The following is a 21,990-nucleotide window of genomic DNA, read 5'->3' on the forward strand; positions in this document are numbered from 1 at the left end:
AAGATCAGGACTCGTGCCAGTGGAGCACTCGACGCTCGGCGAGCGTCACGAGCCAGAACAGCAGCGACCCGAGCGCCGCGAGGACGAAGATCGCTGCCCACACCGTAGCCAGTCTGTTCTGCGAGCTGGCCACCTGTATCACGCTGCCGAGGCCGTCCGCCGAACCCGCTGCGGAGAGCTCGGCCACGACGGCGCCGATCATCGACAGCGGGAAGACGATCCGCAGGGACGCGAAGACGTACGGCAGCGAGGCCGGCACCCGCAGGTAGCGCAGCACCTCCAGCCGGCTCGCGGCCACGGTGCGGTAGACCTGCAGCACCGGCGAGGGCACCGCCCGCAGCCCGGTCGCCACGTTGATCAGGATCGGAAAGAAGCAGACCAGCGCGGTCAGGACGACCTTCGGCCCCATCCCGAACCCGAGCGCGACCACGAGCAGCGGCGCGATCGCCACCAGCGGCGTCACCGAGAGGACGACGGCCACCGGCATCACCGCACGCCGCACCACCGCGATCTCGCTCACCACGACGGCGAGCGCGAAGGCGGCGACGAAGCCGATCCCGAGGCCCACCAGCGCCTCGCTGAGGGTGACCAGGGTGTTGCTCAGGAAGTAGCCGGGGTCCTCGGTCAGCACGCTCGCGATGTCGCCGAGCGGCGCGAACAGGTAGGGCATCCGCCGCGCGCCCAGCTCCCAGGCGAGCCCGAGCACCACGACGAGGAGGACGAACGGGAGCCAGTAGCGCGGGCGGAGCAGCCGCGTGCGGCGGCGCAGGCGGCGCGCGGCGAGCTGCTCGGGGGTGGGGACGACGAGATGTGGCCGAGGGGCCGGCTGCGTACCTGAGTCCAGGGTCACGAGACGACCTCTCCGTGGCTGAAGGCGTCCCTCAGGCTGCCCCGGAGGGCGAGCTCGTAGGCGTGGAACTCGGGCGAGGTGAGCAGCTCCTGGTGACGGGGACGGGGCAGGTCGATATCGATGACGTCGGTGATCCGGCCCGGTCGCGGGGCCATCACCACGACCTTGTCGGACAGCCTGACCGCCTCGGAGATCGAATGGGTGACGAAGACGACCGTCGCGCGGGTCTGCTCCCACAGCTCCAGCAGCTGCTCCTGGAGCGCCTCGCGGGTGAACTCGTCGAGCGCACCGAAGGGCTCGTCGAGAAGGAGTACGTCGGGGCGCAGCCCGAAGGCGCGTACGATCGCGGTCCGCTGCTTCATGCCGCCGGACAGCTCGGCCGGGAGCTTGTGGAGCGACTCCCCCAGGCCGACCTCGCGCAGCATCGCCTCGAGATCGGGCCGGCCGCGGTCGCTTCGTCGATTCACCTTGTGCGGCAGGGTCACGTTGCCGAGCACGCTCAGCCAGGGCAGCAGCGCCGGAGACTGCGGCACGAACCCGAAGGCCTTGGCCTCGGCCGCCTCCTTCGGCGTCAGACCGCACACCGTGATCTTCCCGGCGTCGGCCGACTCCTGCCCGCTGATCAGCCGCAACAGCGTCGACTTGCCGCAGCCCGAGGGCCCGATGATGCTCACGAACGTGCCGGGCTCGATCGTCAGGTCGATGTCGTCGAGGGCGATCAGCTCGGCGAGATCGGCCTGCTCATAGAGACGACGGACCCCGTGCATCTCGATCGTCGCTCTGCCCACGCCTCAAACGGTAGTCCAATACGTCCTCTGGATAGTCTGACGGGCGTGCGTATCGCCACCTGGAACATCAACTCCATCCGCTCCCGCATCGACCGCGTCGAGGCCTTCGTCGAGCGACACTCGATCGACGTGCTGGCCCTGCAGGAGACCAAGGCCAAGCCCGACCAGATCCCCACGATGGGGCTGGAGGCCCGTGGCTACGAGGTCGCCTCGGTCGGCTACGACCAGTGGAACGGCGTCGCGCTGATCTCCCGGGTCGGGCTGACCGACATCCAGGTCGGGTTCGAGGGGATGCCGTCGTTCAAGGACGTCGCCGAGGCGCGTGCGCTCACCGCGACCTGTGGTGACGTACGGGTGACGTCGGTCTACGTCCCCAACGGCCGCAAGCCGGACGATCCCCACTACGCCTACAAGCTGGAGTGGCTCGCGGCCCTGCAGAAGGCCTCGCAGGCCTGGCACGACGGCCCCTCGGCCATGGTCGGCGACTGGAACGTCTGCCCCTTCGACGAGGACTGCTTCGACCCCAAGCAGTTCGTCGGCAAGACCCACCTCACCCCCGCCGAGCGCGACGCCTTCTTCGCCATCGAGAAGGACTTCAAGGACGTCGTACGCCCCTTCGTGCCCGGTCCGGAGGCCTACACCTACTTCGACTACTACCGGCAGCGATTCGAGCGCAACCGCGGCCTGCGCATCGACTTCGTCCTCGGCTCCCCTTCCTTCGCCTCGCGGGTGACGGGCGCGTTCGTCGATCTCGACGAGCGCAACCCCGCGATCGGCACCGGCTCCCCCTCCGACCACGCTCCGGTGATCGTCGATCTCGCCGACTGACCGCGATGAGGTGAACCGGGAGGGCCGGAGCACGGTCTGGTCCCGTGGAACGGTGTGCGCGATCCTCCTGCTCGCCATCGGCGGCGCGATCGTCTTCCACGCCCATCTCCCGTCGGCGCTCGGCATCGGCAGCCTCGTGGAGACGTTCGTGCCCTGGCTCGGCGCGGTGGCGGTGCTGGTCCTGATCGTCGGGCTGGCGCGACGGTCGGCCGCCGCGGTCGTCGCGTTCCTCGTGCCCGCTGTGGCCTGGGGCTGGACGTTTCATCCCAAGCTCTCCGACGTTCCCGCGTCGCGCCACGACCTGGTCGTCGTCCAGCACAACGTGAGCGACACGAACACGGACATCACCGGGACCGTCCGCGAGATCCTCGCGGCCTCGCCCGACGTCGTGACGCTGAACGAGGTGGTTCCCGAGCGCGTCGACGACTACAGCCGGGCGTTCGGAGATGTCCTCCCGCACCACGCGACGTACGGCACCGTCGGGGTCTGGTCGGCGCGACCGCTGGAGAACGCGACACCTCTCGATCTGCGCCCGGCGGGCGTGGACGCGTCGTGGAGACGCGGGCTGCGGGTCGAGACCAGGCCTGCCGACGACGCGCCCGTCATCGCGGTCTATGCCGTGCATCTGCCCTCGATCCGGCTGGGCGTCCGCGGCCTGGACGTCAGGGCACGCAACGGGAGCATCGAGCTTCTCGCCGAGGCTCTGCGGGCCGACGACTCCGAGGTCGTGATCGTCTCCGGCGACTTCAACGCAGACGCGCGCGACCGCGCACTCCGTGCGGTCATCTCCCAGGTCAGCGAACCGCAGGACCGCTTCGGATTCACCTTCCCGGCAGCCCTCCCGGCCATCCGCATCGACCACGTCTTCGCCCGTGGCGCCGAGGTCACGGACGTACGACCGTTGGACCGGACCGGGAGCGATCACCTTCCGGTGGTGGCGCTACTTCGGTGGCAGTGACTCGGCGGTGGCGACGCCGCGCTCGACCCAGCCGGCGAGCGCGTCGCCGGTGAGCAGGTCGGCGGCGACGTTGACGTAGCCGGACATCGTCCGGCCACCCATGATCGCCGGCTCGGCACCCGCGGCGATGGCTGCCTCGAAGGCCGATCTGCCGGTGCGTACGAGCAGGTCGTCGCGGCGGATGGCGCAGGCCATGTTGCCGTTCACCATGAAGGCCAGCCCGCCGAACATCTTCACCTCGGTGGCGCCGGCGGGCACGAGGTCCCGCACTCGATCGGCGAGCTCGACGTCGTGGGCCATGCCTCCATGGAACCACGAACCGCCGACCGTGCCCATCCGAACAAATTGTCGGTGGTCCCTGCGAGGATCGATGTCATGGAGATCTGGATCCTCGTGCTCGGACTGGTGATCGGTCTTGCCCTGGGCGTCGTGCTCGGGGTGCTGTGGGCACGCGCCCGGAGCGTGGGGACGGTCGCGGCGGGGATGGTGGACCAGGCCGAGGTGATGCAGGGGCTCGACCGGCTCAGCGACCAGATGCAGCATCTCGACCGCGAGCGGGCCCGCTGGCAGGGGCAGTTCGAGACGGAGGTCGGACGACTCCAGACCGAGACCCGGTCGCTGTCGACGGCGCTGCGGAAGCCTCAGGTCCGAGGTCGCTGGGGCGAGATGCACCTGCGGCGCGCGGTGGAGCTCGCCGGCCTGGTGGACAAGTGCGACTTCTCCGAGCAGGTCCATCTCGAGGACGGGCGGCTGCGACCCGACCTGGTGGTGCACCTGTCCGGCAACAAGGAGCTGGTCGTCGACTCCAAGGTCCCCCTGGATGCCTACCTCGACGCCGCGGCGGCGGACAACGAGGACGACTACCGAGCTCATCTGCGCAGACACACCGCCCAGCTGCGTACGCATGTGGACCAGCTGGCCTCGAAGGCCTACTGGCGCTTCCTGGAGGAGTCGCCCGAGTTCGTCGTGCTCTTCGTGCCGGCGGAGTCGTTCCTCTCGGCGGCGCTGGAGACCGAGCCCGGCCTGATCGAGTACGCCGCGGAACGCCGGGTCGTGCTGGCCTCGCCGACCACGCTGATCGCGCTGCTGCGCACGGTGGCGCACGGATGGTCCCACGAGGCGCTCGCCGAACAGGCTCGGGAGATCCACCGACTCGGCCGTGACCTGCACCAGCGCCTGTCCACGATGTCCAGCCACCTGGATGGGATCGGGCGCTCCCTCAACACCGCGGTGACCCGCTACAACCAGGCGATCGGATCCCTCGACAACCGGGTCCTGGTGGCCGCCCGTCGTTTCAATGAATTATCGGTAACCGACGACGAACTCGAGACGCCGCGTCCGGTGGAGATACGCGCTGTGGAGCGGCTCAGCAGCGTAAGGGAAGATGATCGGCGCGCCGCCGAGAATGACGGTGTGCCGGGCCCTACCGTGGGTTCGGATACACAGGCTGCATACGAGAGATCGTGACCCCATGAGTCAGCGCACCATCTGGGAGGAAGGACGCGAGTCCGGCCGCCATGTTGTCGCGCTCGGATCCGCCACCTCACTGACGGTGACCTTCGTCGATCTGCTCATCGACGACCAGATCGGCCTGCTCTTCGACTTCACCTTCGTGGCGATCGCGCTGACGCTCGCGCTGATCGTCAGACCCAGCGACTTCTTCGTGGTCGGCGTGCTCCCGCCGCTGATCATGCTCGGCATCTTCATCCTGCTGGCCGCGACCCAGCCCGGGTCGATCGCCGACGCCGGGGACGGCTTCGTCCAAGCCGTGGTCAGCGGCCTCGGACACCACGCGATCAGCCTCTTCATCGGTTACGCCCTGTGCCTGGGCTGCCTGGTGATGCGCCGCCGGGTGCTGAAACAGCGCACCGAGACCCGCGACGAGGTCGAGCGCGAACGCGCCCTGGCCTCCTGATCAGTCCAGCGCCAGGAACCCGGAGACGTCGCCGGCACCCTCACGGATGACCTCGGGCTCGCCGTCGGACCAGTCAATGACAGTGGTCGGCTCGGCCGGGGTCTCACCGGCCTCGATGACGATGTCGACCTGGTGGTCGAGCGCCTCCTTGACGTTCCACCCGAAGACCTCCGGCTCGGTCTCGCCGGGCAGGATCAGCGTGGAGGACAGCAGCGGCTCACCGAGCTCCTCGAGCAGCGCCTGCACGACGGCGTGATCGGGGATGCGTACGCCGACGGTCTTCTTCTTCGGGTGCATCAGCCGTCGCGGCACCTCAGGCGTCGCCGGGAGGATGAACGTGTAGGGCCCCGGGGTCGCGTGCTTGATCGCCCGGAAGGCGCTGTTGTCGACGTGGACCATCGTGCCGAGCTGCGCGAAGTCCTTGCAGATTAACGTGAAGTGGTGGCGGTCGTCGAGACCACGGATCTTGAGGATCCGGTCGCGACCGTCCTTGTTGCCGATCCGCGAGCCGAGCGCGTAACCGGAGTCGGTCGGGTACGCGATCAGCTGGTCGTCACGCAGGGCATCGACGACCTGGCTGATCAGACGGGACTGCGGGTTGTCTGGGTGTACGTCGAGAAATCGGGCCACCCCTCGACCCTAACGCCACCTGGCGGGCTGGGATCAACCCCTCGCGGCAGCGGCTTTCAGGTCCTTGCGGAGTTCGGTCGGCAGCGCGAAGATCAGCGACTCCTCGGCGCTCTTGTGCGCCTTGGCGTCGGGGAAGCCGCGGTCCTTGAGGAACCCGACGACACCCTCGACCAGCTTCTCGGGCACGCTGGCTCCGGAGGTGACCGAGACGCTGCGCACGCCGTCGAGCCAGGACTCGTCGATCTCACTGGCGTCGTCGACGCGGTAGGCGGCCTTGGCGCCGGCCTCGAGGGCGACCTCGACCAGGCGGACCGAGTTGGAGGAGTTGCCGGAGCCGACGACGATGACCAGGTCGCTGGCCCCGCCGATCTCCTTGACCGCCTGCTGGCGGTTCTGGGTGGCGTAGCAGATGTCGTCGCTGGGCGGGTCGAGCAGCTCGGGGAACTTCGCCCGGAGCGCGGCGACCGTCTCCATCGTCTCGTCGACCGAGAGGGTGGTCTGGGAGAGCCAGACGACCTTGGACGGGTCGGCGACCTCGAGGCCAGGTACGTCACCGGGGCCCTCGACGAGCGTGGTCGCCTCCGGCGCCTCGCCCATGGTGCCCTCGACCTCCTCGTGACCGGCGTGGCCGATCAGCAGGATGCTGTAGCCCTCGCGCGCGAACCGCTTGGCCTCCAGGTGGACCTTGGTGACCAGGGGGCAGGTCGCGTCGATAGTCTTCAGCTCACGCACGGCGGCGTCGGCGTGGACCGCCGGGGAGACGCCGTGGGCGGAGAAGACGACGGTCGCACCCGAGGGCACCTCGTCGAGCTCGTTGACGAAGATCGCGCCACGGTTGCGCAGGTCGTCGACGACGTGCTTGTTGTGCACGATCTCCTTGCGCACGTAGACCGGCGCACCGTAGAGGTCCAGCGCCTCCTCGACCGTGATCACGGCCCGGTCCACACCGGCGCAGTAACCGCGCGGCTCCGCGAGGAGGACAGCCTTCTCGTCGTCGGAGATCAGGCGTGGGGTGCCGAGGTCGATGCTCATGGCTCCAGTCTAGAGACCCGGTCCGAGAACGCCGAGTCGGCTCATCCTGACCGTCGCCCGCGCCGAGTCGGCTCGTCATGACGCGCCGACTCGGCACCATTAGGGTTGCAGCCATGGCGTTGGACACCTCCCCCGAGTCGCCCGCCCCGGTGCGGCAGATCGCGAACGCGATCGGTGGCTGGATCGACAAGCTCGGTGCGGTCTGGGTGGAGGGGCAGGTGGCCCAGATGAGCCGGCGGCCGGGGATGCAGACCGTCTTCCTGACCCTGCGCGACTCGGTGGCCGACATCTCTGTGCCGGTGACGTGCACGCGGTTCCTGCTCGACAGCCTGAATCCGCCGCTGGTCGAGGGCGCCTCGGTGATCATCCATGCGAAGCCGTCCTACTACGCCAACCGCGGCACCCTCTCGCTGCAGGCCCGCGACATCCGTCCGGTCGGGCTCGGCGAGCTGCTCGCCCGGCTCGAGCAGCGCCGGCAGCTGCTGGCCGCCGAGGGCCTGTTCGCTGCCGACCTCAAGCGCCCGCTCCCCTTCCTGCCGACCAAGGTCGGGCTGCTCACCGCAGCGAACTCCGCGGCCGAGCGGGACGTGCTCGAGAACGCGAAGCGGCGGTGGCCGCAGGTGCGGTTCGAGGTGGCGTACGCCGCGATGCAGGGGGCGCGCAGCGCTGCCGACGTCGTCGAGAAGCTGCAGCGGCTCGACCGCGACCCCGAGGTCGACGTGATCGTCATCGCCCGTGGCGGCGGCTCGGTCGAGGACCTGCTGCCTTTCTCCGACGAGCACCTGATCCGTGCGGTGCATGCCGCGCGCACCCCGGTCGTCTCCGCGATCGGCCACGAGCCCGACTCGCCACTGCTGGACCTGGCCGCCGACGTACGTGCCTCGACGCCGACCGATGCCGCCAAGCTCGTCGTGCCCGACGTGGTCGAGGAGCAGCGGATCGTCGCGACCGGACGCGACCGGCTCCGCGGCGGGATCGCCGCGCTGATCCACCGCGAGCAGACGCTCCTGGACGCGTTGCGCTCCCGGCCGGTGCTGGCCGACCCGCGCTCCTTGATCGACGCCCGGCGCGACGAGGTGACCTCGCTGCGCGACCGTGCCCGCCGCACCGTCGAGCACGCCCTCGACCGGGCCGCCGACGACATCGGCCACCATCGCGCCCGCGCTCGCGCGCTCTCACCCCTGGAGACGCTGAGACGTGGGTACGCCGTCGCCCAGGATGCCGACGGACACGTCCTCACCAGCGTCGCCGACGCCGCCGAGGGCGAGGCGGTCAGCATCCGCCTCGCCGACGGCCGCCTGACAACGACCATCACCTCGATTGAGAAAGATCCTGCCGATGACTGACGACAACAACAGCGACCTGTCCTACGAGCAGGCCCGCGAGGAGCTGGTCGAGGTCGTCCGCAAGCTCGAGGCCGGCGGCATCACCCTCGAGGAGTCCCTCGCCCTGTGGGAGCGCGGCGAGAAGCTGGCCACGCTGTGCCAGGAGTGGCTCGACGGCGCCCGGAAGAAGATCGACGCCGCCATCCAGGACTGACGAGACGTCACTCCCGCCGCCCGAGACGTCACCTAGGTCGGCCGAGAAGTCACCGCGCTGCCACGTCGGCCGACGTAGGTGACGTCTCGGCCGACGCGGGTGACGTCTCGCTACTTCAGGGGCTCGGTGGTGATGAGGGCGAGGTAGTCGCGGACGTCGCCGTCCTTGGGGCCCCAGAGCATCAGCGTCTGGCCGTCGACCTCGGCAGAGTAGGCGGTGTCGCCGCCGGAGTCGGACCATTCGGTCCAGGTGTCGGCGACGTCGGTGTCGATGCTGACCTCGTCGCCCTTCTTGGCCTGGGTGTCGACGTTCTTCTGGGCCAGCGACTGCGCGGAGCGGCTCGAGAGCTCGAGGCCGACGTAGGAGGTCTCGCCCTTGACGAACGACATGGTCCAGGCCGGCTCCTCACCGCCCTGGTAAGAGGGGTCGGTGTTGGCGTACCAGCCCGAGGGCAGCTCGCGCGGGTAGACCACGTCGAGGTCGGCGACCTGGGCGCTGCGTACGGCCTCGGCCCAGTCGGCCTTGTAGGTCTCGTTGGCGCCGCTGACCTCGCGCTCGAGGTTGCCGCGCCACTGCACGATCAGCACGATCGGGACGACGAGGACGAGCAGGAAGATCATCGACCCGATCAAGGCACCGAACGTGCGTGGGTAGCTGCGCGCCGGGGTCTCCGGCTGCTCGCTCGCCGGCTCACTCGACGGCTGGGCGGGCTGCTGCTGATCGGTGTCGCTCACGCCCTCCATGGTCCCACTCGGTCGATGTTCCCTCGAATCGTGGTCACGGCGAGCTCGACCGCCGAGTCCGAACGTTCCGCAGATGAGGAGAATATACGCACGATCTCTCCGCAGATGCGATACTCCTCCGGTGACCACCTACCGTATCGCCGAAGCCGCCGGCCTCCTCGGCGTCAGCGACGACACCGTGCGCCGCTGGATCGACGCGGGACGGATCGAGGCAGGCACGGAGAACGGCCGAGCGGTCATCGACGGCATCGTCCTGGCCGAGCTGGCCTCGGAGCTGGCCGATGCCCCCGCCCCGGACCGGGCGAAGGCGGTCAGCGCCCGCAACCGGATGCTCGGGATCGTCACCAAGACCACCCTGGACACCGTGATGGCCCAGGTGGAGATGGTCTGCGGGCCCTACCGGATCGTCTCCCTGATGAGCGCCGAGGCCGCTGTCGAGCTGGGCCTCGAGCCCGGCGTCAGCGCGGTCGCATCCATCAAGTCAACCAACGTCGTCGTGGAGCGCCCATGATCAAGAACCCTGGAATCGGTGCCGCCGTCGCGATGGCGGCCACCCTCGCGCTCGCCGGCTGCGGGAGCTCGAGCGAGGGGTCGGAGGACCGGGAGCTGACCGTCTTCGCGGCGGCCTCGCTGACCGACACGTTCACCGAGCTGGCCGAGCAGTTCGAGAAGGACCACCCCGGCGTGAAGGTGACCACCAGCTTCGGCGGCTCCTCCGACCTGGTGGCCCAGATCGAGGACGGCGCCCCGGCGGACGTCTTCGCCTCGGCCGACACCAAGAACATGGACAAGCTCGGCGACCTGGCCGCCGACCCGGAGGACTTCGCTGCCAACACCCTGGAGATCGCCACGCCCCCGGGCAACCCGGCCGACATCACCGGCTTCCAGGATCTCGCCAAGGCCGGGACCAAGGTCGTCGTCTGCGCCGCCGAGGTCCCCTGCGGCAACGCGACCGCGCAGATGGAGGAGGAGACCGGCGTCGACATCGAGCCGGTCAGCGAGGAGCAGTCGGTCAGCGACGTGCTCGCCAAGGTCACCTCCGGTGACGCCGACGCCGGACTGGTCTACGTCACCGACGTCAAAGCCGCCGGCGACACCGTGACGGGCGTCGAGTTCGACGAGGCCGACCAGGTCGTGAACACCTACCCGATCAGCACCATCGACGGCTCCGACGACGCCGACCTCGCCCAGGAGTTCGTCGACCTGGTGCTGAGCGAGACCGGACAGAAGGTCCTGACCGATGCCGGCTTCAGCCAGCCCTGATCTTCTCGGGACCGCCAGGCGGACGGACCGGCAGAGGGGGGCCGGTCCGTCCGTCGGGATGCCACGCTGGCTGTGGTTCCCGGCGGCCCTCGCGGCGGCGTTCATCATCGTTCCGCTCGCCGCGATCATCCTCCGCGTCGATCTGGCGAGCTTCCCGGAGCTGATCACCTCGCCGTCCGCGCTGGAGGCACTCTGGCTGAGCCTGCGCACCGCGGTGGCGAGCACCGCGCTGTGCATCCTCCTCGGCGTACCTCTCTCCACCGTCCTCGCCCGCACCAGCTTCCGGGGCCAGGGGCTGATGCGCTCGCTGGTGCTCCTTCCGCTCGTGCTGCCACCGGTCGTCAGCGGCCTGGCGCTGCTCTACACCTTCGGCCGGCGGGGGCTGCTGGGACAGTCGCTGGACCTGGTCGGCATCCAGATCCCGTTCACCACGCTCGCCGTGGTGATGGCGCAGACGTTCGTCGCGCTGCCGTTCCTGGTGATCAGCCTCGAAGGCGCGCTGCGCACCAGCGGCACCCGCTACGAGGCGGTCGCGGCCACCCTCGGGGCCCGCCCGACCACCGTCTTCCGGCGCGTCACCCTCCCGCTGGTCGGCCCCGGCCTGCTCTCCGGGTCGGTCCTGGCCTTCGCCCGTTGCCTGGGCGAGTTCGGCGCCACGATCACCTTCGCCGGCAACCTCCCCGGGGTGACCAGCACGATGCCGCTGCAGGTCTACCTGCTCCGTGTCGACGACCCGGACGCTGCGGTCGCGCTCTCGCTGGTGCTGGTCGTCGTCGCGGTCGCCGTGATCGGCTTCGCCCGCCATGGGAGAGCTCTATGAGTGCGCTGCATCTGCGTGCGGTGATCCCCCAGCGCGGCATCGACGTCACCCTCGACGTGGCCGCGGGCGAGACGGTCGCGCTCACCGGACCCAACGGCGCCGGCAAGTCGAGCATCCTCGGCGTGATCGCCGGACTCCTACGTCCCGACGAAGGAGAGGTACGCCTCGGCGACCGCGTCCTCGACGGCACTCCCCCACACGCCCGCGGGATCGCGCTCCTCGCTCAGGACCCGCTGCTCTTCCCACATCTGTCGGTGCTGGCCAACGTCGCCTTCGCGCCCCGCGCACGTGGCGTACGCCGCCGCCAGGCCAACGAGCTCGCCACCCGCCACCTCACCGAGGTCGGCGCCGAGATGCTCGCCGGCCGCAGACCCACGCAGATCTCCGGCGGTCAGGCCCAGCGCGTGGCGGTGGCCCGGGCCCTCGCTGCCGACCCGGAGCTGCTCCTGCTCGACGAGCCGATGGCCTCGCTCGACGTCGACGTACGTCCCGCGCTGCGGCAGACCCTGCGTACCGCCCTCGAGGACAGGACCGCCATCATCGTCACCCACGACGCGGCGGACGCCCGTGCGCTCGCCGACCGGGTGGTGGTGATCGAGCATGGTCACATCGTCGAGGACGGCCCCACCGAGCAGGTTCTGAACGACCCGCAGTCGGGTTTTGCTGTGAGGCTTGTCTCTGGATCGATCAAGTGACACCGTGGCCGCTCCACCGCGCCCGGCGGATAGATTGACCCCTATGAACGACACCCAGCCGCTCGGCGTCGCCCCCACCGCTCCTGACCGCAACCTGGCCCTGGAGCTCGTGCGCGTGACGGAGGCGGCTGCGATGGCCGCGGCCCGCTGGGTGGGGCGTGGTGACAAGAACGGCGCCGATGGTGTCGCGGTCAACGCGATGCGCACGATGATCTCCACGGTCGCCATGAACGGCACCGTCGTGATCGGCGAGGGCGAGAAGGACAACGCCCCGATGCTCTACAACGGCGAGCAGGTCGGCGACGGCACCGGCCCCGAGTGCGACGTCGCGGTCGACCCGATCGACGGCACCACGCTGACGGCCAAGGGCATGAGCAACGCCGTCGCCGTGATGGCGGTCGCCCCGCGCGGCAGCATGTACGACCCCAGCGCCGTCTTCTACATGGAGAAGCTGGTCACCGGTCCCGAGGCCGCCGACGTCGTCGACATCCGCCTTCCCGTGGCCGAGAACATCGCCGCGGTGGCCAAGGCGAAGGACACCAAGGCCTCCGACATCACCGTGATCGTGCTCGACCGGCCGCGCCACGACAAGCTGGTCGAGGAGATCCGCGAGACCGGCGCCCGGATCAAGTTCATCGTCGACGGCGACGTCGCCGGCGCGATCTCGGCCGCCCGCGCCGGCTCCGGCGCCGACCTGCTGATGGGCATCGGTGGCACTCCCGAGGGCATCGTCGCCGCGTGCGCGATGAAGGCGCTCGGCGGCACCATCCAGGGCCGGCTGTGGCCCAAGGACGACGAGGAGCGCCAGCGCGCCCTCGACGCCGGCCACAACCTCGACCCCGACTTCGTGCTCCACACCGACGACCTGGTCACCGGCGACGACTGCTTCTTCGTCGCCACCGGCATCACCGACGGCGACCTGATGCGGGGCGTGCAGTACCTCCCCCACGGCGCCATCGTCACCGACTCCCTGGTGATGCGCAGCCGCTCGGGCACGATCCGCAAGGTCACCTCGGAGCACCAGCTCGCCAAGCTCCAGGCCTACAGCGCCATCGACTTCTGATCCTCGCCCGGCGCTTGCGCCGGCCAGATGCGCGGCAAGGACCTCCTGGTCCCTGCCGCGCTTCTCGTTGTCCCCCTTGTCCCCGGAGCGACCGCCCGTGGTGCCATTTTGTTGCTATCTTGTGGTGCGACACGAGCATTGATGAGCGTCTCAGGTGTAGGTCACTCGGGGAGGCATCGTTGTGACGGACCCATTCTTCGCCGCGCTGCGCGAGCGTCGTCCAGACGTCGACATCGTCATCCTGCCTCCGGCAGACCCTCCCGAGCCCTTACCCGAGGCGACGGCCGATGAGCTGAGCCGGTCGGCGCAGGTGGTCGACGCCACCGTCGTAGCCATCGCCGCACGCCTGCCGGAGCCGACCTCTGACGGGCCGAGGTGGGAGCCGTACAACAGCGAGAACGTACGCCGCTGGGCCCAGCTCGAGGCTCGAACAGCCGATGGCGACGCGATCCTGGCCGGCCTCGACCAGGGGTTCCGAGACGCGAGGTGGCACTCCAGTGTCGCGGTGAAGGCATTCCACCGTTGGACCGCTTCCCGAGCGGACGTCCAGATCGTCGGCACCTGGTCCGAGCGTCATGACCGGCTCGTGGTGACCGTGACCGGCCGGGTCCTCCGCCCCACGCCGACCGTGAGGGAGGCGCTGGTATGACGCTGCACGTCGAACCCGCCAAGGTCCAGTCCACGGCTGCCGCGTGGGATACGGAGAATCTCCATCTCACCGCTGCGGCGAAGCAGATCAACGGTGTCGGCGCAGGTGGCTTCACGCCGACCGTGGCGAGTCTGGTCGGACAGTTCATCGAGGCCTGGCAGGCGATCGCGACGAAGTCCGCCCGCTCCGCCGAGTCCCAGGCCGACGGGCTGAGGAGCGCTGCGATCGGCATCCTCGAGACCGACGCGAAGACCGACATCAACGCATCCTTGGTGCTGAGCAGCATCAGGGAGATCCGGTGACCATCACCGTCTCCCTGCCCCCGAGGCCGAGCGAGACGCCCGAGTTCACCGCGGACGGTCAGAAGGTGCAGGAGATGGGGTCCACCCTCCGCACCTCGTCGTCGATCTTCGACGACCACGGCTCCTTCGTCGGCGGGAAGGCGAGGGACTCCGGCCTCCTCGACGGCCGGGCGGCCGCCGCGTACGCCCAGGCACTCAATCCCATCGGCACGCACGCCGATGCCTGCTCGCTGGCGTTGCGCGCCGCGGCCAACGCCGTCCTGGCCCATGGGGACGAGCTGGTCGATCTCACCAGACGTCATCAGGATCTGAGGGGAGAACGGGAGCGCCTGACCCGCCTGGTCGACGCGCTCACCGCCCGAGCGACCCCGCTGCCCACCGACGAGGCCGAGCTCCGGAACCTCCAGTCGGACTGCGACCGCTGCACCGGCCAGGTCGAGACGTACGAGTCCGACCTGGTGAGGTGGACCGAGGACCTCGAGGCCAGCGAGGAGAAGGTCGCGGCTGCGCTCCGCGATGCGATGACCGAGCGGCAGATCGACCAGAAGTACGCCGGAGTCGCCGATCCCGCTGACACCGCCAGAGACTCGATGCCGTCCGGCAAGGACCCCAAGGCGGTCAAGGCGTGGTGGGACGGACTCACCGACGAGCAACGAGAGGGCATGACCGCCGCGTACCCCGAGATCGTGGGCAACACCGACGGCATCCCGGCTGCCGACCGCAGCGCGGCGAACACGATCTCGCTCGACCGCGACCTCGCCGAGCTCGGCGCCATCCCCGAGGACCAGCGCACCGACGATGAGCAGACCCGCTACGACAACGCCCGCGCCGCCGACGAGGCGCGGCGGAAGATCGACCGGAGCGTCGACCCCACCACCGGCGAGAACTACGACGCGCAGATCTACATCTACGATCCGATGGCGTTCGACGGTGACGGCGCCGTCGCGATGGCCGTCGGCGACCTGGACACGGCCGAGAACGTCTCGGTCAACGTTCCCGGCCTGACCACCGACATGGAGTCCGCCGACGGAAACGCTCAGAACGCCATCAACCTCCAGCAGGCGGCCTCGTTCGAAGGAGGTTCCAGCACGGCGACGATGTTCTGGATCGGCTACGACGCTCCCAGCGGCGCCGACTCGGGCGGCGTCGCAGGCGAGGGCATGGCTACCGCCGGCGGAGAACGTCTCGCCGACACCTTCGACGGCCTCAACGCCATGCGCACCGACGACTTCCATCTGACCGCGATCGGGCACAGCTACGGCTCGACGACCGTCGCGCACGCAATGACCGACGACGATCCTGAGGTCGACGACGTCATCCTGCTGGGCAGCCCCCGAGCCGGCGACGACGCCGACTCCGCCGACGACCTGGGCATCGGATCGGGACACGTCTTCGTCGGCACGAACAGCGAAGACCTCGTCGGCCGACTGGGACAGACAGGATGGGTCAGCCCGGCAGCCGCCGGCGCGGGTGTGCTCACCGGCCCCCTCGGTGGCGTCGTCGCCCAGATGGCCGGCGCCGGCCTCGGCCACAACCCGGCTGAGGACGACTTCGGTGCCGTACGCTTTCAGGCCGAGAGCACCAGCAGGGGGTCGATCCCCAACATCGACGACCACGTCAAGTACTACGACCACGACTCGGAGTCACTCGCCAACATGGCCCACATCGTCAACGGTCAGTACGACGAGGTGGTGCGCGCCGGGCATGTGTACGACCCGTGGTACCGCGACCCGGTCGACCCCGAGAGCGACCGCACGCCGACCAGCCCGAACACGGACGGCCGATGAGAGGGCGGACCCCGGCCGTCATGGTGGCGGCGCTGACGATCCTGATTGCCGGAGGATGTGGCGAAGTGAGCGACAGCACCTACACGCAGCTGGAGAAGCAGCGAGACGACGTACTCACCTGGGCACGCGATCTGTCATCGGTTGCCGCGACGACGCTGGCCGCGTCTCCCGAGAACGCGACGGAAGGCTACGACGGGGTGGACCGGTCCGGGCTCTCTGACCAGTTCACCTCCTACAGGTACGACGTCCAGGCCGACTTCGTCACCGAGCAGGAAGACCCACTGACCGCATTGAGTGACGACCTCGCGGAGTACGACCCGACCATCACCGGGAACGCGCTGCGCCTCTCGCACGGCGATCTGACGGCCATCTTCCAGACCTACCCGAAGGGCCCGGGACAGGTCGGCATGTTCGTCGAAGGGGCGCCGGTCGAGATCGACCACGACCAGATCCGGGACTGGAAGGGCTACGTCGTCGGCGAGCCGATCGACCTCAGTTGACGACCCGGTAAAATCGGCGCATGACCTCCGCCGCCGAGCCGACCGAGTCCACCGCCTTCCTCCCCGGAGGGGTCGAGCTGGCGTACGACACGTTCGGAAGCCCCAGCGCTGATCCGCTGCTGCTGATCATGGGGCTCGGCGGCCCGATGACCTGGTGGAACACCGAGCTGTGCGAGCAGCTCGCCCAGGCCGGGTTCTACGTGGTCCGCTACGACAACCGCGACATCGGCCACTCCTCGCCGCACCCCTCCGACGAGCGGATCACGCTCGCGAGGCTGGCGCGTGCATTCGCGGGGCTTCCGACGCCGGCGCCGTACGCCATGGACGACCTCGCTGACGACGCGGCCGCGCTGCTGACCCATCTCGGCATCGACTCCGCGCACGTGTGGGGCGTGTCGATGGGCGGGATGATCGCCCAGACCCTCGCCATCCGCCACCCCGACCGGGTGCGCTCGGTCTGCTCGACGATGTCGACCACCGGCCGTCGAGGTGTCGGCTTCCAGCACCCGACCCTGCTGCCCGCGCTGGTCATCAAGAAGCCCGGACTGGAGGGCTACATCGAGCGTCAGATCAAGGGCGGCATCCAGATCGGCTCCCCCGGCTTCCCCGAGCCCGAGGACGAGGTACGCCGCCGCGCGATCGACACCTGGAACCGCGGCGTCAGCGGTCCTGCCGTCGCGCGGCAGATGCTGGCCGTGCTCACCCAGCCCGACCGCACCGAGGACCTCGGACGCATCCAGGTCCCGTTCAGCGTGATCCACGGCCTGACCGACAAGATGGTCCACGTCTCCGGCGGCCGGGCGACCGCCGCGGCCGTCCCCGGCTCGGAGATCACCCTGTTCAAGGGCATGGGTCACGACCTGCCCCGAGCGCTGTGGCCCGCCTTCATCAAGGTCGTACGCCGCACGGCCGACCGAGCCGCCGACCACACCGTCACCGCGTAGCGGATGCACGCCACGGTCCCCGAGGGCGAGTCGGGCTCGCTGCTCGCCCGGGCGCTCGCGGACGTCGCCGAGCCCATCGAGGACGAGGCGGTGACCGCGAAGCTCCTCGACGCCGCCGCGGAGCAGTTCCGCCAGATCGGGATCAGGCGGACCACCATGGAGGAGGTCGCGAACCGCGCCGGGGTCGCCCGGATCACCGTCTACCGGCGCTTCGCCAACAAGGACGCCCTGGTCGAGCAGGTCGTACGCCGCGAGTTCCGCCGCTACTTCGACCAGTTCGTGCTCGACATCGCCGATGCCGCCGACGCGGCGGAGCGGGTGGAGATCGGCTTCGCCAGCGCGATGCGGGCGATCCGCGGCAACCCGCTGATCGGGGGCCTGCTCACCGTCGAGACCGACTCTCTGGTGCACTCCATCGTCGGTGACGGGGGCCGCACCGTGGCCACGATCGCACGCTTCGTCGCGGGCCAGCTGCGTCGCGAGCAGCGGGCCGGCAACGTACCTGCCGAGATCGAGGTCGACCTCGTCGCCGAGCTGATGGTCCGCACCTCGACCTCGTTCCTGGTCACCCCGAGCGAGGTCGTCGACATCGACGACGAGGCGCAGCTGCGCGCGCTCGCCCGGCTGTTCCTGGTGCCGCTGATCGACCCCGGCAGCCGCCCGAAATAACCTTCGGCGTGGGCCCGGAGATACCGTGAGACCATGCACGACCACGGCTCCCTGCCCCCGCTCGGTTGGTCCGAGTTCTTCACCACCTGGAGTCTCCAGCCCGGCTGGCTGCTCGCCGTGGTCATCCTCGCGGCGGGCTATCTCACGCTCCGCAACGCCGCCGGAGCGGCCTCGACGGTCAAGGGCTGGCGGGTGGCGTCGTTCCTGACCGGGCTCGGCCTGATGTACGTCGTGGTCGCCTCGGCCATCAACGGCTACGCGATGGCGCTGGCCTGGATGCACATGGTGCTCCACCTGACGCTGATCATGGTCGTGCCCACGCTCCTGGTGCTCGGTCACCCGCTCACCGTCATCGCCGAGACCGGCCCGCGGGCCGAGCGGGCGATGCGCTCGCTCCCGGTCACCATCCTGATCCACCCGGTCACCGGCACGCTGCTCTACTCGGTGGTCATCATCGGCACCCACCTGTCCGGGTTCATGGACTCGATGGCACAGAGCACGTCGCTGATGGTCGGCGAGCAGGTGCTCTACGTCGTCGCCGGCTTCCTCTTCCTCACCGGCACGATCGGCGAGGAGAAGGTACGCACCGACCTGCCCTACCTGGGCCGGATCGCGCTCCTCGTCGTCGGGATGGTGCCCGACACGATCGTGGGGATCGTGATGCTGCAGACCGAGCGCGACCTCTACCCGGTCTACTCCGGCGCCCGGCCCGAGTGGGCGCTCGACGCGGTCAAGGACATCCAGACCGCCGGCGGCCTGATGTGGGCCGGCGGCGACGGCGGCATGATGCTGCTCGCCATCGGCCTGGTGATCGCCGTCGTCTCCTCACCCGAGCGCCGGGTCAAGATGACCGGCCGCTTCCTCGATGGCGTACGCAGCAGCCGGCTCGCCGAGGAGAGCGCCCGGGGCACGACTGAGGGCCCCGCCGAGCCGGGATCCGTGGATCCCGACAGCGACGAGGCCCTCGATGCCTACAACGCGATGCTGGCCCGGATGAACCAGCAGCACTGAGTGCGTCGGTCGGCGCTCAGTTGACGCGCAGACCCGACTCGGTGTCGAAGACGTGGACGTCCTCGGGGTCGGTGGTGACGTAGATCGTGTCGCCCTTGCTGACGTGGTCCTTGGAGGAGACCCGGACGATCAGGGTCGAGGGAACACCCTCGACGTCGCTGGTGCCGTAGACGTAGGAGTCGGAGCCGAGCTCCTCGACAACGGTCACCTGGACCGGCAGCCCGCCCTGGCCCTCGCCGATGACCCGGAAGCTCTCCGGACGCACGCCGACGGTGATCTGCGTGGGCATGTCGGTGGTGCCGACGGGGACGACGTACTCCCCGATCTTCGCGCCGCCGCCGTCGGCAGCGGTGGCCTTGATGAGGTTCATCTGCGGCGAGCCGATGAAGCCGGCGACGAAGAGGTTGACCGGCTTGCGGTAGAGGTTGAGCGGGGTGTCGACCTGCTGCAGCTCACCGTTGCTCATCACCGCGACGCGGTCGCCCATCGTCATGGCCTCGACCTGGTCGTGGGTGACGTAGACGGTGGTGATGCCGAGGTCGGCCTGGAGCTTGGCGATGTCGGTGCGGGTCTGCACGCGCATCTTGGCGTCGAGGTTGGAGAGCGGCTCGTCCATGCAGAAGACCTGCGGCTGGCGGACGATCGCACGGCCCATGGCGACGCGCTGGCGCTGACCACCGGAGAGCGCCTTCGGCTTGCGGTCGAGGTAGTCGGTCAGGCCCAGGGTCTTGGCGGCCTCGGCGACGAGCTTGTCACGCTCGGCCTTCGGCACCTTGGCCATCTTCAGCGAGAACGCCATGTTCTCGGCGACGCTCATGTGCGGGTAGAGCGCGTAGTTCTGGAAGACCATCGCGATGTCGCGGTCCTTGGGGGCCACGTTGGTGACCTCGCGGTCGCCGATCCTGATGGCACCCGAGTTGACCTCCTCCAGCCCGGCGAGCATGCGCAGGGTGGTGGTCTTACCGCATCCAGACGGACCGACGAGCACCATGAACTCGCCGTCCTTGATCTCGAGGTCGATGCCCTTGACCGCGGGCTCGGCGGCGCCGGCGTACCAACGCTGCGCCTTCTCGAACGTAACTGTTGCCATGATTCCGTTGTCTCCTTCACCGGCAGGTACGTGCCGGACGATCCGTTGTGAAGTGACCGAGGACACATTTCCTCGGCGGAGACACCATAGCCCACATCGGTTATCAGCGGGTCAAAGCCCGGCACACAGCTGGTGCGCAACCCTCGTAGGCGTTCAGCCGGCGCATCAGGTCACGGGCGTACGGCTTCGCGTGGTCCTCGGCGAAGACGTTGCGGTCCTCCCACGGCCGGTCGTAGCGGTAGAGCTCGTAGGCGTAGTCGGTGCCCTTCCAGGACTTGTCCAGGTCAAACCGGACCAGCAGGCCCTGCGAGCCGCGCACCCCGATGTAGGACGGGATGATGTCGATGGTGCCGCCCGAGCCGTTGTCGAGGTCGACCTCGCCGGGATGCGACTTGGCGTAGGTGTGCTCGAAGAAGGCGTACCGCCCACCCGGCAGCCGCGGCCGACTCAGGGTCTCCGCGAACGAGGTCCCGGAGACGTAGGACGGGGTCGGAGCGCCGGCGATGTCGAGGAACGTCGGCGCGAGGTCGATGTTGTTGACGAACTGGCTGCGCTTGCCCGGCACCACGTCCGGGCCGACGACGACCATGGGCACGCGGGTGTCGGAGTCGTACGGAGCGCCCTTGCCACCGTTGAGCTGGTGCTGTCCCAGGTGGAAGCCGTTGTCGGAGGTCAGCACGATGTAGGTGTCATCGCCGGCGGCCTCCCGCACCTGGGTGATCATCCGGTCGATCGACTGCACCATCCGGGCGCGGTCGCGGTACTGGCTCAGCGCGGTCTCGTCGCTCAGCGAGACCTTGTTGGTGCGCCAGGCAGGAGCCTGCGACGTGCGTCCCCCGCGGCCGAGGTAGGTGGGCGCGTTGTCCCAGCGGTCGTCGCCGTAGCCGACCAGGTCCTTCAGCGTCAGGTCGCCGCACGCGACCCGGCCGCAGTTGCCGCCGGTCGGGTCGCCGGCCGGCGCCTGGTCGGCGAACGCGGGCGGGAACCAGGTGTCCAGGCCCGGGTAGTGGTGGCCCAGGCGCGAGTGGGGGCCGTAGGCGGCGATCTCGAGGAAGTAGGGATTCTCGTCGTCGCGGTGCTTCTCGATGAAGTCGAGGGCATAGTCACGGGTGACGTTGCCGGCGTACCCGGCGTCCTTCACGGCCGGGCCGGCCGAGGTCGGCGGCCGCGGGTGGTTGCGCAGCTGCACCGCGCCGTTGCCGTCGAGGAAGGTGCTCTGGTAGCCCCAGCCGCCGTAGGCACCGCCGAGGAGTGCGTTCCAGGAGTCCCAGCCGGGCACCTTCGGAGGCGGGACGCGCTTGCCGTCGGAGCCGACGGTGGCCTCGTAGGCGTTGATGTACTTCCCCACGAAACCGGTCGTGTAGCCGGCCTCCTGGAGCCCAATGCTGAACTGCTTCTCGACGTTGCCGTAGCGCTGGAACGCCGACCAGCCGCCGACCGGGTGCTCCGGGTCGTTCTGGGTGTTGGTGAGGACCTTGGTGTGGTGCGGGGTCTGCCCGGTCAGCAGCGCCGCCCGCGAGGGGCAGCAGAGCGAGTCGATGACGAAGGAGTTCTGGTACGTCGCGCCCTCGGCCGCCATCCTGGTCGCCTCCGGCATCGTGCGGAGCAGCTCCAGGGAGAAGTCGTCCATCAGGATCAGGACCATGTTGGGGCGCTCGTCGGTCGTCGCGGCCAGCTCCGCGGCGTCCTCGACCGGCGCGGCCGACGGGTCGGCGGCGGCAGATCCGGCGGCCACCGTCTTCGGGCCGAGGACCAGGAGTCCGGCGATCAGGGCCACGACGGCCAGGAGTGCGGCGCCCAGCAGTGCGCTCCACTTCGGCTTCATCCCGAGACTCCTTTGTCTATTATGTAACTACACAATAACTTGTTCAGGTGAGGTTAGTGCCTGATTTCCAGGCACGACAAAATCGGTCC

General features: G+C 69.3%; 26 protein-coding genes. 18 read left to right on the forward strand and 8 right to left on the reverse strand.

What is annotated here, in order from left to right; all coding sequences use genetic code 11:
• Positions 1–4: 4 nt before the first annotated feature.
• Both ACIO3S_RS02160 and ACIO3S_RS02165 read right to left on the reverse strand, forming a co-directional pair.
• Positions 5–850 (reverse strand): ABC transporter permease, encoded by an 846-nt coding sequence (locus tag ACIO3S_RS02160; RefSeq protein WP_350838223.1) that lies wholly within the window; start codon positions 848–850, stop codon positions 5–7.
• Positions 847–1,638, reverse strand: coding sequence for an ABC transporter ATP-binding protein (locus tag ACIO3S_RS02165; protein WP_350720381.1), 792 nt, complete (start codon positions 1,636–1,638; stop codon positions 847–849). Before ACIO3S_RS02165 ends, ACIO3S_RS02160 begins: the two co-directional genes overlap by 4 nt.
• A 45-nt stretch (positions 1,639–1,683) precedes the next feature.
• Between ACIO3S_RS02165 and ACIO3S_RS02170 the strand changes: the two genes are divergently transcribed.
• Positions 1,684–2,466: an exodeoxyribonuclease III gene (locus ACIO3S_RS02170; protein ID WP_400458897.1), complete on the forward strand. Its 783-nt coding sequence runs from the start codon at positions 1,684–1,686 to the stop codon at positions 2,464–2,466.
• A 52-nt stretch (positions 2,467–2,518) separates the two neighbouring features.
• On the forward strand, positions 2,519–3,424 hold the full coding sequence (locus tag ACIO3S_RS02175) for an endonuclease/exonuclease/phosphatase family protein (RefSeq protein ID WP_400458898.1): 906 nt from the start codon (positions 2,519–2,521) through the stop codon (positions 3,422–3,424).
• Here ACIO3S_RS02175 and ACIO3S_RS02180 read toward each other — a convergent pair.
• Entirely contained in the window at positions 3,407–3,724 is a 318-nt protein-coding gene (locus ACIO3S_RS02180) for a TfoX/Sxy family protein (RefSeq protein WP_400458899.1), read from the reverse strand. The genes ACIO3S_RS02175 and ACIO3S_RS02180 overlap by 18 nt on opposite strands.
• Before the next feature lie 75 nt (positions 3,725–3,799).
• On the opposite strand from ACIO3S_RS02180, the gene ACIO3S_RS02185 reads away from it, so the two are divergent.
• On the forward strand, positions 3,800–4,891 hold the full coding sequence (locus tag ACIO3S_RS02185) for a DNA recombination protein RmuC (RefSeq protein WP_400458900.1): 1,092 nt from the start codon (positions 3,800–3,802) through the stop codon (positions 4,889–4,891).
• Positions 4,892–4,895: 4 nt separating this feature from the next.
• Positions 4,896–5,339: a DUF6542 domain-containing protein gene (locus ACIO3S_RS02190; RefSeq protein ID WP_350720373.1), complete on the forward strand. Its 444-nt coding sequence runs from the start codon at positions 4,896–4,898 to the stop codon at positions 5,337–5,339.
• Here ACIO3S_RS02190 and ACIO3S_RS02195 read toward each other — a convergent pair whose 3' ends face one another.
• Both ACIO3S_RS02195 and ACIO3S_RS02200 read right to left on the reverse strand, forming a co-directional pair.
• Positions 5,340–5,969 (reverse strand): L-threonylcarbamoyladenylate synthase, encoded by a 630-nt coding sequence (locus ACIO3S_RS02195; protein WP_160024864.1) that lies wholly within the window; start codon positions 5,967–5,969, stop codon positions 5,340–5,342.
• Between the two features lie 33 nt (positions 5,970–6,002).
• Positions 6,003–7,001 (reverse strand): 4-hydroxy-3-methylbut-2-enyl diphosphate reductase, encoded by a 999-nt coding sequence (locus ACIO3S_RS02200; protein WP_400458901.1) that lies wholly within the window; start codon positions 6,999–7,001, stop codon positions 6,003–6,005.
• A 113-nt stretch (positions 7,002–7,114) separates the two neighbouring features.
• Here ACIO3S_RS02200 and xseA point away from each other — a divergent pair, with 113 nt between their 5' ends.
• Positions 7,115–8,347 (forward strand): exodeoxyribonuclease VII large subunit, encoded by a 1,233-nt coding sequence (gene xseA, locus ACIO3S_RS02205; RefSeq protein WP_400458902.1) that lies wholly within the window; start codon positions 7,115–7,117, stop codon positions 8,345–8,347.
• On the forward strand, positions 8,340–8,540 hold the full coding sequence (locus tag ACIO3S_RS02210; RefSeq protein WP_160024867.1) for an exodeoxyribonuclease VII small subunit: 201 nt from the start codon (positions 8,340–8,342) through the stop codon (positions 8,538–8,540). The genes xseA and ACIO3S_RS02210 overlap by 8 nt, the downstream gene beginning before the upstream one ends.
• 110 nt (positions 8,541–8,650) lie before the next feature.
• On the opposite strand, the gene ACIO3S_RS02215 is transcribed toward ACIO3S_RS02210, so the two are convergent.
• Positions 8,651–9,274, reverse strand: a complete 624-nt coding sequence (locus ACIO3S_RS02215; protein WP_400458903.1) for a DUF4245 family protein — start codon at positions 9,272–9,274, stop codon at positions 8,651–8,653.
• A 130-nt stretch (positions 9,275–9,404) separates the two neighbouring features.
• Between ACIO3S_RS02215 and ACIO3S_RS02220 the strand changes: the two genes are divergently transcribed.
• The 12 genes from ACIO3S_RS02220 to ACIO3S_RS02275 all read left to right on the forward strand — a co-directional run bounded on the left by ACIO3S_RS02220 (position 9,405) and on the right by ACIO3S_RS02275 (position 18,986).
• Complete coding sequence (locus tag ACIO3S_RS02220) at positions 9,405–9,794, forward strand: molybdopterin-binding protein (protein WP_400458904.1); 390 nt, start codon at positions 9,405–9,407, stop codon at positions 9,792–9,794.
• Complete coding sequence (gene modA, locus ACIO3S_RS02225) at positions 9,791–10,546, forward strand: molybdate ABC transporter substrate-binding protein (RefSeq protein WP_400458905.1); 756 nt, start codon at positions 9,791–9,793, stop codon at positions 10,544–10,546. The genes ACIO3S_RS02220 and modA overlap by 4 nt, the downstream gene beginning before the upstream one ends.
• 58 nt (positions 10,547–10,604) lie before the next feature.
• Entirely contained in the window at positions 10,605–11,366 is a 762-nt protein-coding gene (locus ACIO3S_RS02230) for an ABC transporter permease (protein ID WP_400458906.1), read from the forward strand.
• Entirely contained in the window at positions 11,363–12,061 is a 699-nt protein-coding gene (locus tag ACIO3S_RS02235) for an ATP-binding cassette domain-containing protein (RefSeq protein WP_160024872.1), read from the forward strand. Before ACIO3S_RS02230 ends, ACIO3S_RS02235 begins: the two co-directional genes overlap by 4 nt.
• A gap of 43 nt (positions 12,062–12,104) precedes the next feature.
• Positions 12,105–13,124 carry a class II fructose-bisphosphatase gene (gene glpX / locus ACIO3S_RS02240; RefSeq protein WP_160024873.1) on the forward strand — a complete coding sequence of 340 codons (1,020 nt, stop codon included), beginning with the start codon at positions 12,105–12,107 and terminating at the stop codon, positions 13,122–13,124.
• 181 nt (positions 13,125–13,305) lie between these two features.
• Positions 13,306–13,773, forward strand: coding sequence for a hypothetical protein (locus ACIO3S_RS02245; protein WP_400458907.1), 468 nt, complete (start codon positions 13,306–13,308; stop codon positions 13,771–13,773).
• On the forward strand, positions 13,770–14,075 hold the full coding sequence (locus ACIO3S_RS02250) for a hypothetical protein (protein ID WP_400458909.1): 306 nt from the start codon (positions 13,770–13,772) through the stop codon (positions 14,073–14,075). The genes ACIO3S_RS02245 and ACIO3S_RS02250 overlap by 4 nt, the downstream gene beginning before the upstream one ends.
• Entirely contained in the window at positions 14,072–15,862 is a 1,791-nt protein-coding gene (locus ACIO3S_RS02255) for an alpha/beta hydrolase (protein ID WP_400458911.1), read from the forward strand. The genes ACIO3S_RS02250 and ACIO3S_RS02255 overlap by 4 nt, the downstream gene beginning before the upstream one ends.
• A 65-nt stretch (positions 15,863–15,927) precedes the next feature.
• Complete coding sequence (locus tag ACIO3S_RS02260; protein WP_400458913.1) at positions 15,928–16,362, forward strand: hypothetical protein; 435 nt, start codon at positions 15,928–15,930, stop codon at positions 16,360–16,362.
• A gap of 20 nt (positions 16,363–16,382) precedes the next feature.
• A complete protein-coding gene (locus ACIO3S_RS02265) occupies positions 16,383–17,306 on the forward strand; it encodes an alpha/beta fold hydrolase (RefSeq protein ID WP_400458914.1) in 924 nt (307 codons plus the stop codon).
• A gap of 3 nt (positions 17,307–17,309) precedes the next feature.
• A complete protein-coding gene (locus ACIO3S_RS02270) occupies positions 17,310–17,975 on the forward strand; it encodes a TetR/AcrR family transcriptional regulator (RefSeq protein ID WP_400458916.1) in 666 nt (221 codons plus the stop codon).
• A 33-nt stretch (positions 17,976–18,008) separates the two neighbouring features.
• Positions 18,009–18,986 carry a cytochrome c oxidase assembly protein gene (locus tag ACIO3S_RS02275; protein ID WP_400458917.1) on the forward strand — a complete coding sequence of 326 codons (978 nt, stop codon included), beginning with the start codon at positions 18,009–18,011 and terminating at the stop codon, positions 18,984–18,986.
• Between the two features lie 16 nt (positions 18,987–19,002).
• Here the strand turns inward: ACIO3S_RS02275 and ACIO3S_RS02280 are convergent, their stop codons facing one another.
• A complete protein-coding gene (locus ACIO3S_RS02280; protein ID WP_160024877.1) occupies positions 19,003–20,076 on the reverse strand; it encodes a sn-glycerol-3-phosphate ABC transporter ATP-binding protein UgpC in 1,074 nt (357 codons plus the stop codon).
• Positions 20,077–20,179: 103 nt separating this feature from the next.
• The gene (locus tag ACIO3S_RS02285) at positions 20,180–21,901 is read right to left on the reverse strand and encodes a sulfatase-like hydrolase/transferase (RefSeq protein WP_400458920.1); all 1,722 of its coding nucleotides are present in this window, start codon (positions 21,899–21,901) and stop codon (positions 20,180–20,182) included.
• Positions 21,902–21,990: the final 89 nt, after the last annotated feature.

Origin of the sequence: Nocardioides sp. NPDC087217 (assembly GCF_044744805.1) — a bacterium.
Lineage (GTDB): Bacteria > Actinomycetota > Actinomycetes > Propionibacteriales > Nocardioidaceae > Nocardioides.

Coding starts and splice junctions, on each gene's coding strand:
- ACIO3S_RS02180 (WP_400458899.1), bottom strand. CDS start 3,724: ATGGCCCACGACGTCGAGCTCGCCGATCGAGTGCGGGACCTCGTGCCC.
- ACIO3S_RS02185 (WP_400458900.1), top strand. CDS start 3,800: ATGGAGATCTGGATCCTCGTGCTCGGACTGGTGATCGGTCTTGCCCTG.
- ACIO3S_RS02190 (WP_350720373.1), top strand. CDS start 4,896: ATGAGTCAGCGCACCATCTGGGAGGAAGGACGCGAGTCCGGCCGCCAT.
- ACIO3S_RS02200 (WP_400458901.1), bottom strand. CDS start 7,001: ATGAGCATCGACCTCGGCACCCCACGCCTGATCTCCGACGACGAGAAG.
- xseA (WP_400458902.1), top strand. CDS start 7,115: ATGGCGTTGGACACCTCCCCCGAGTCGCCCGCCCCGGTGCGGCAGATC.
- ACIO3S_RS02210 (WP_160024867.1), top strand. CDS start 8,340: ATGACTGACGACAACAACAGCGACCTGTCCTACGAGCAGGCCCGCGAG.
- modA (WP_400458905.1), top strand. CDS start 9,791: ATGATCAAGAACCCTGGAATCGGTGCCGCCGTCGCGATGGCGGCCACC.
- ACIO3S_RS02230 (WP_400458906.1), top strand. CDS start 10,605: ATGCCACGCTGGCTGTGGTTCCCGGCGGCCCTCGCGGCGGCGTTCATC.
- ACIO3S_RS02235 (WP_160024872.1), top strand. CDS start 11,363: ATGAGTGCGCTGCATCTGCGTGCGGTGATCCCCCAGCGCGGCATCGAC.
- glpX (WP_160024873.1), top strand. CDS start 12,105: ATGAACGACACCCAGCCGCTCGGCGTCGCCCCCACCGCTCCTGACCGC.
- ACIO3S_RS02250 (WP_400458909.1), top strand. CDS start 13,770: ATGACGCTGCACGTCGAACCCGCCAAGGTCCAGTCCACGGCTGCCGCG.
- ACIO3S_RS02265 (WP_400458914.1), top strand. CDS start 16,383: ATGACCTCCGCCGCCGAGCCGACCGAGTCCACCGCCTTCCTCCCCGGA.
- ACIO3S_RS02270 (WP_400458916.1), top strand. CDS start 17,310: ATGCACGCCACGGTCCCCGAGGGCGAGTCGGGCTCGCTGCTCGCCCGG.
- ACIO3S_RS02275 (WP_400458917.1), top strand. CDS start 18,009: ATGCACGACCACGGCTCCCTGCCCCCGCTCGGTTGGTCCGAGTTCTTC.
- ACIO3S_RS02280 (WP_160024877.1), bottom strand. CDS start 20,076: ATGGCAACAGTTACGTTCGAGAAGGCGCAGCGTTGGTACGCCGGCGCC.
- ACIO3S_RS02285 (WP_400458920.1), bottom strand. CDS start 21,901: ATGAAGCCGAAGTGGAGCGCACTGCTGGGCGCCGCACTCCTGGCCGTC.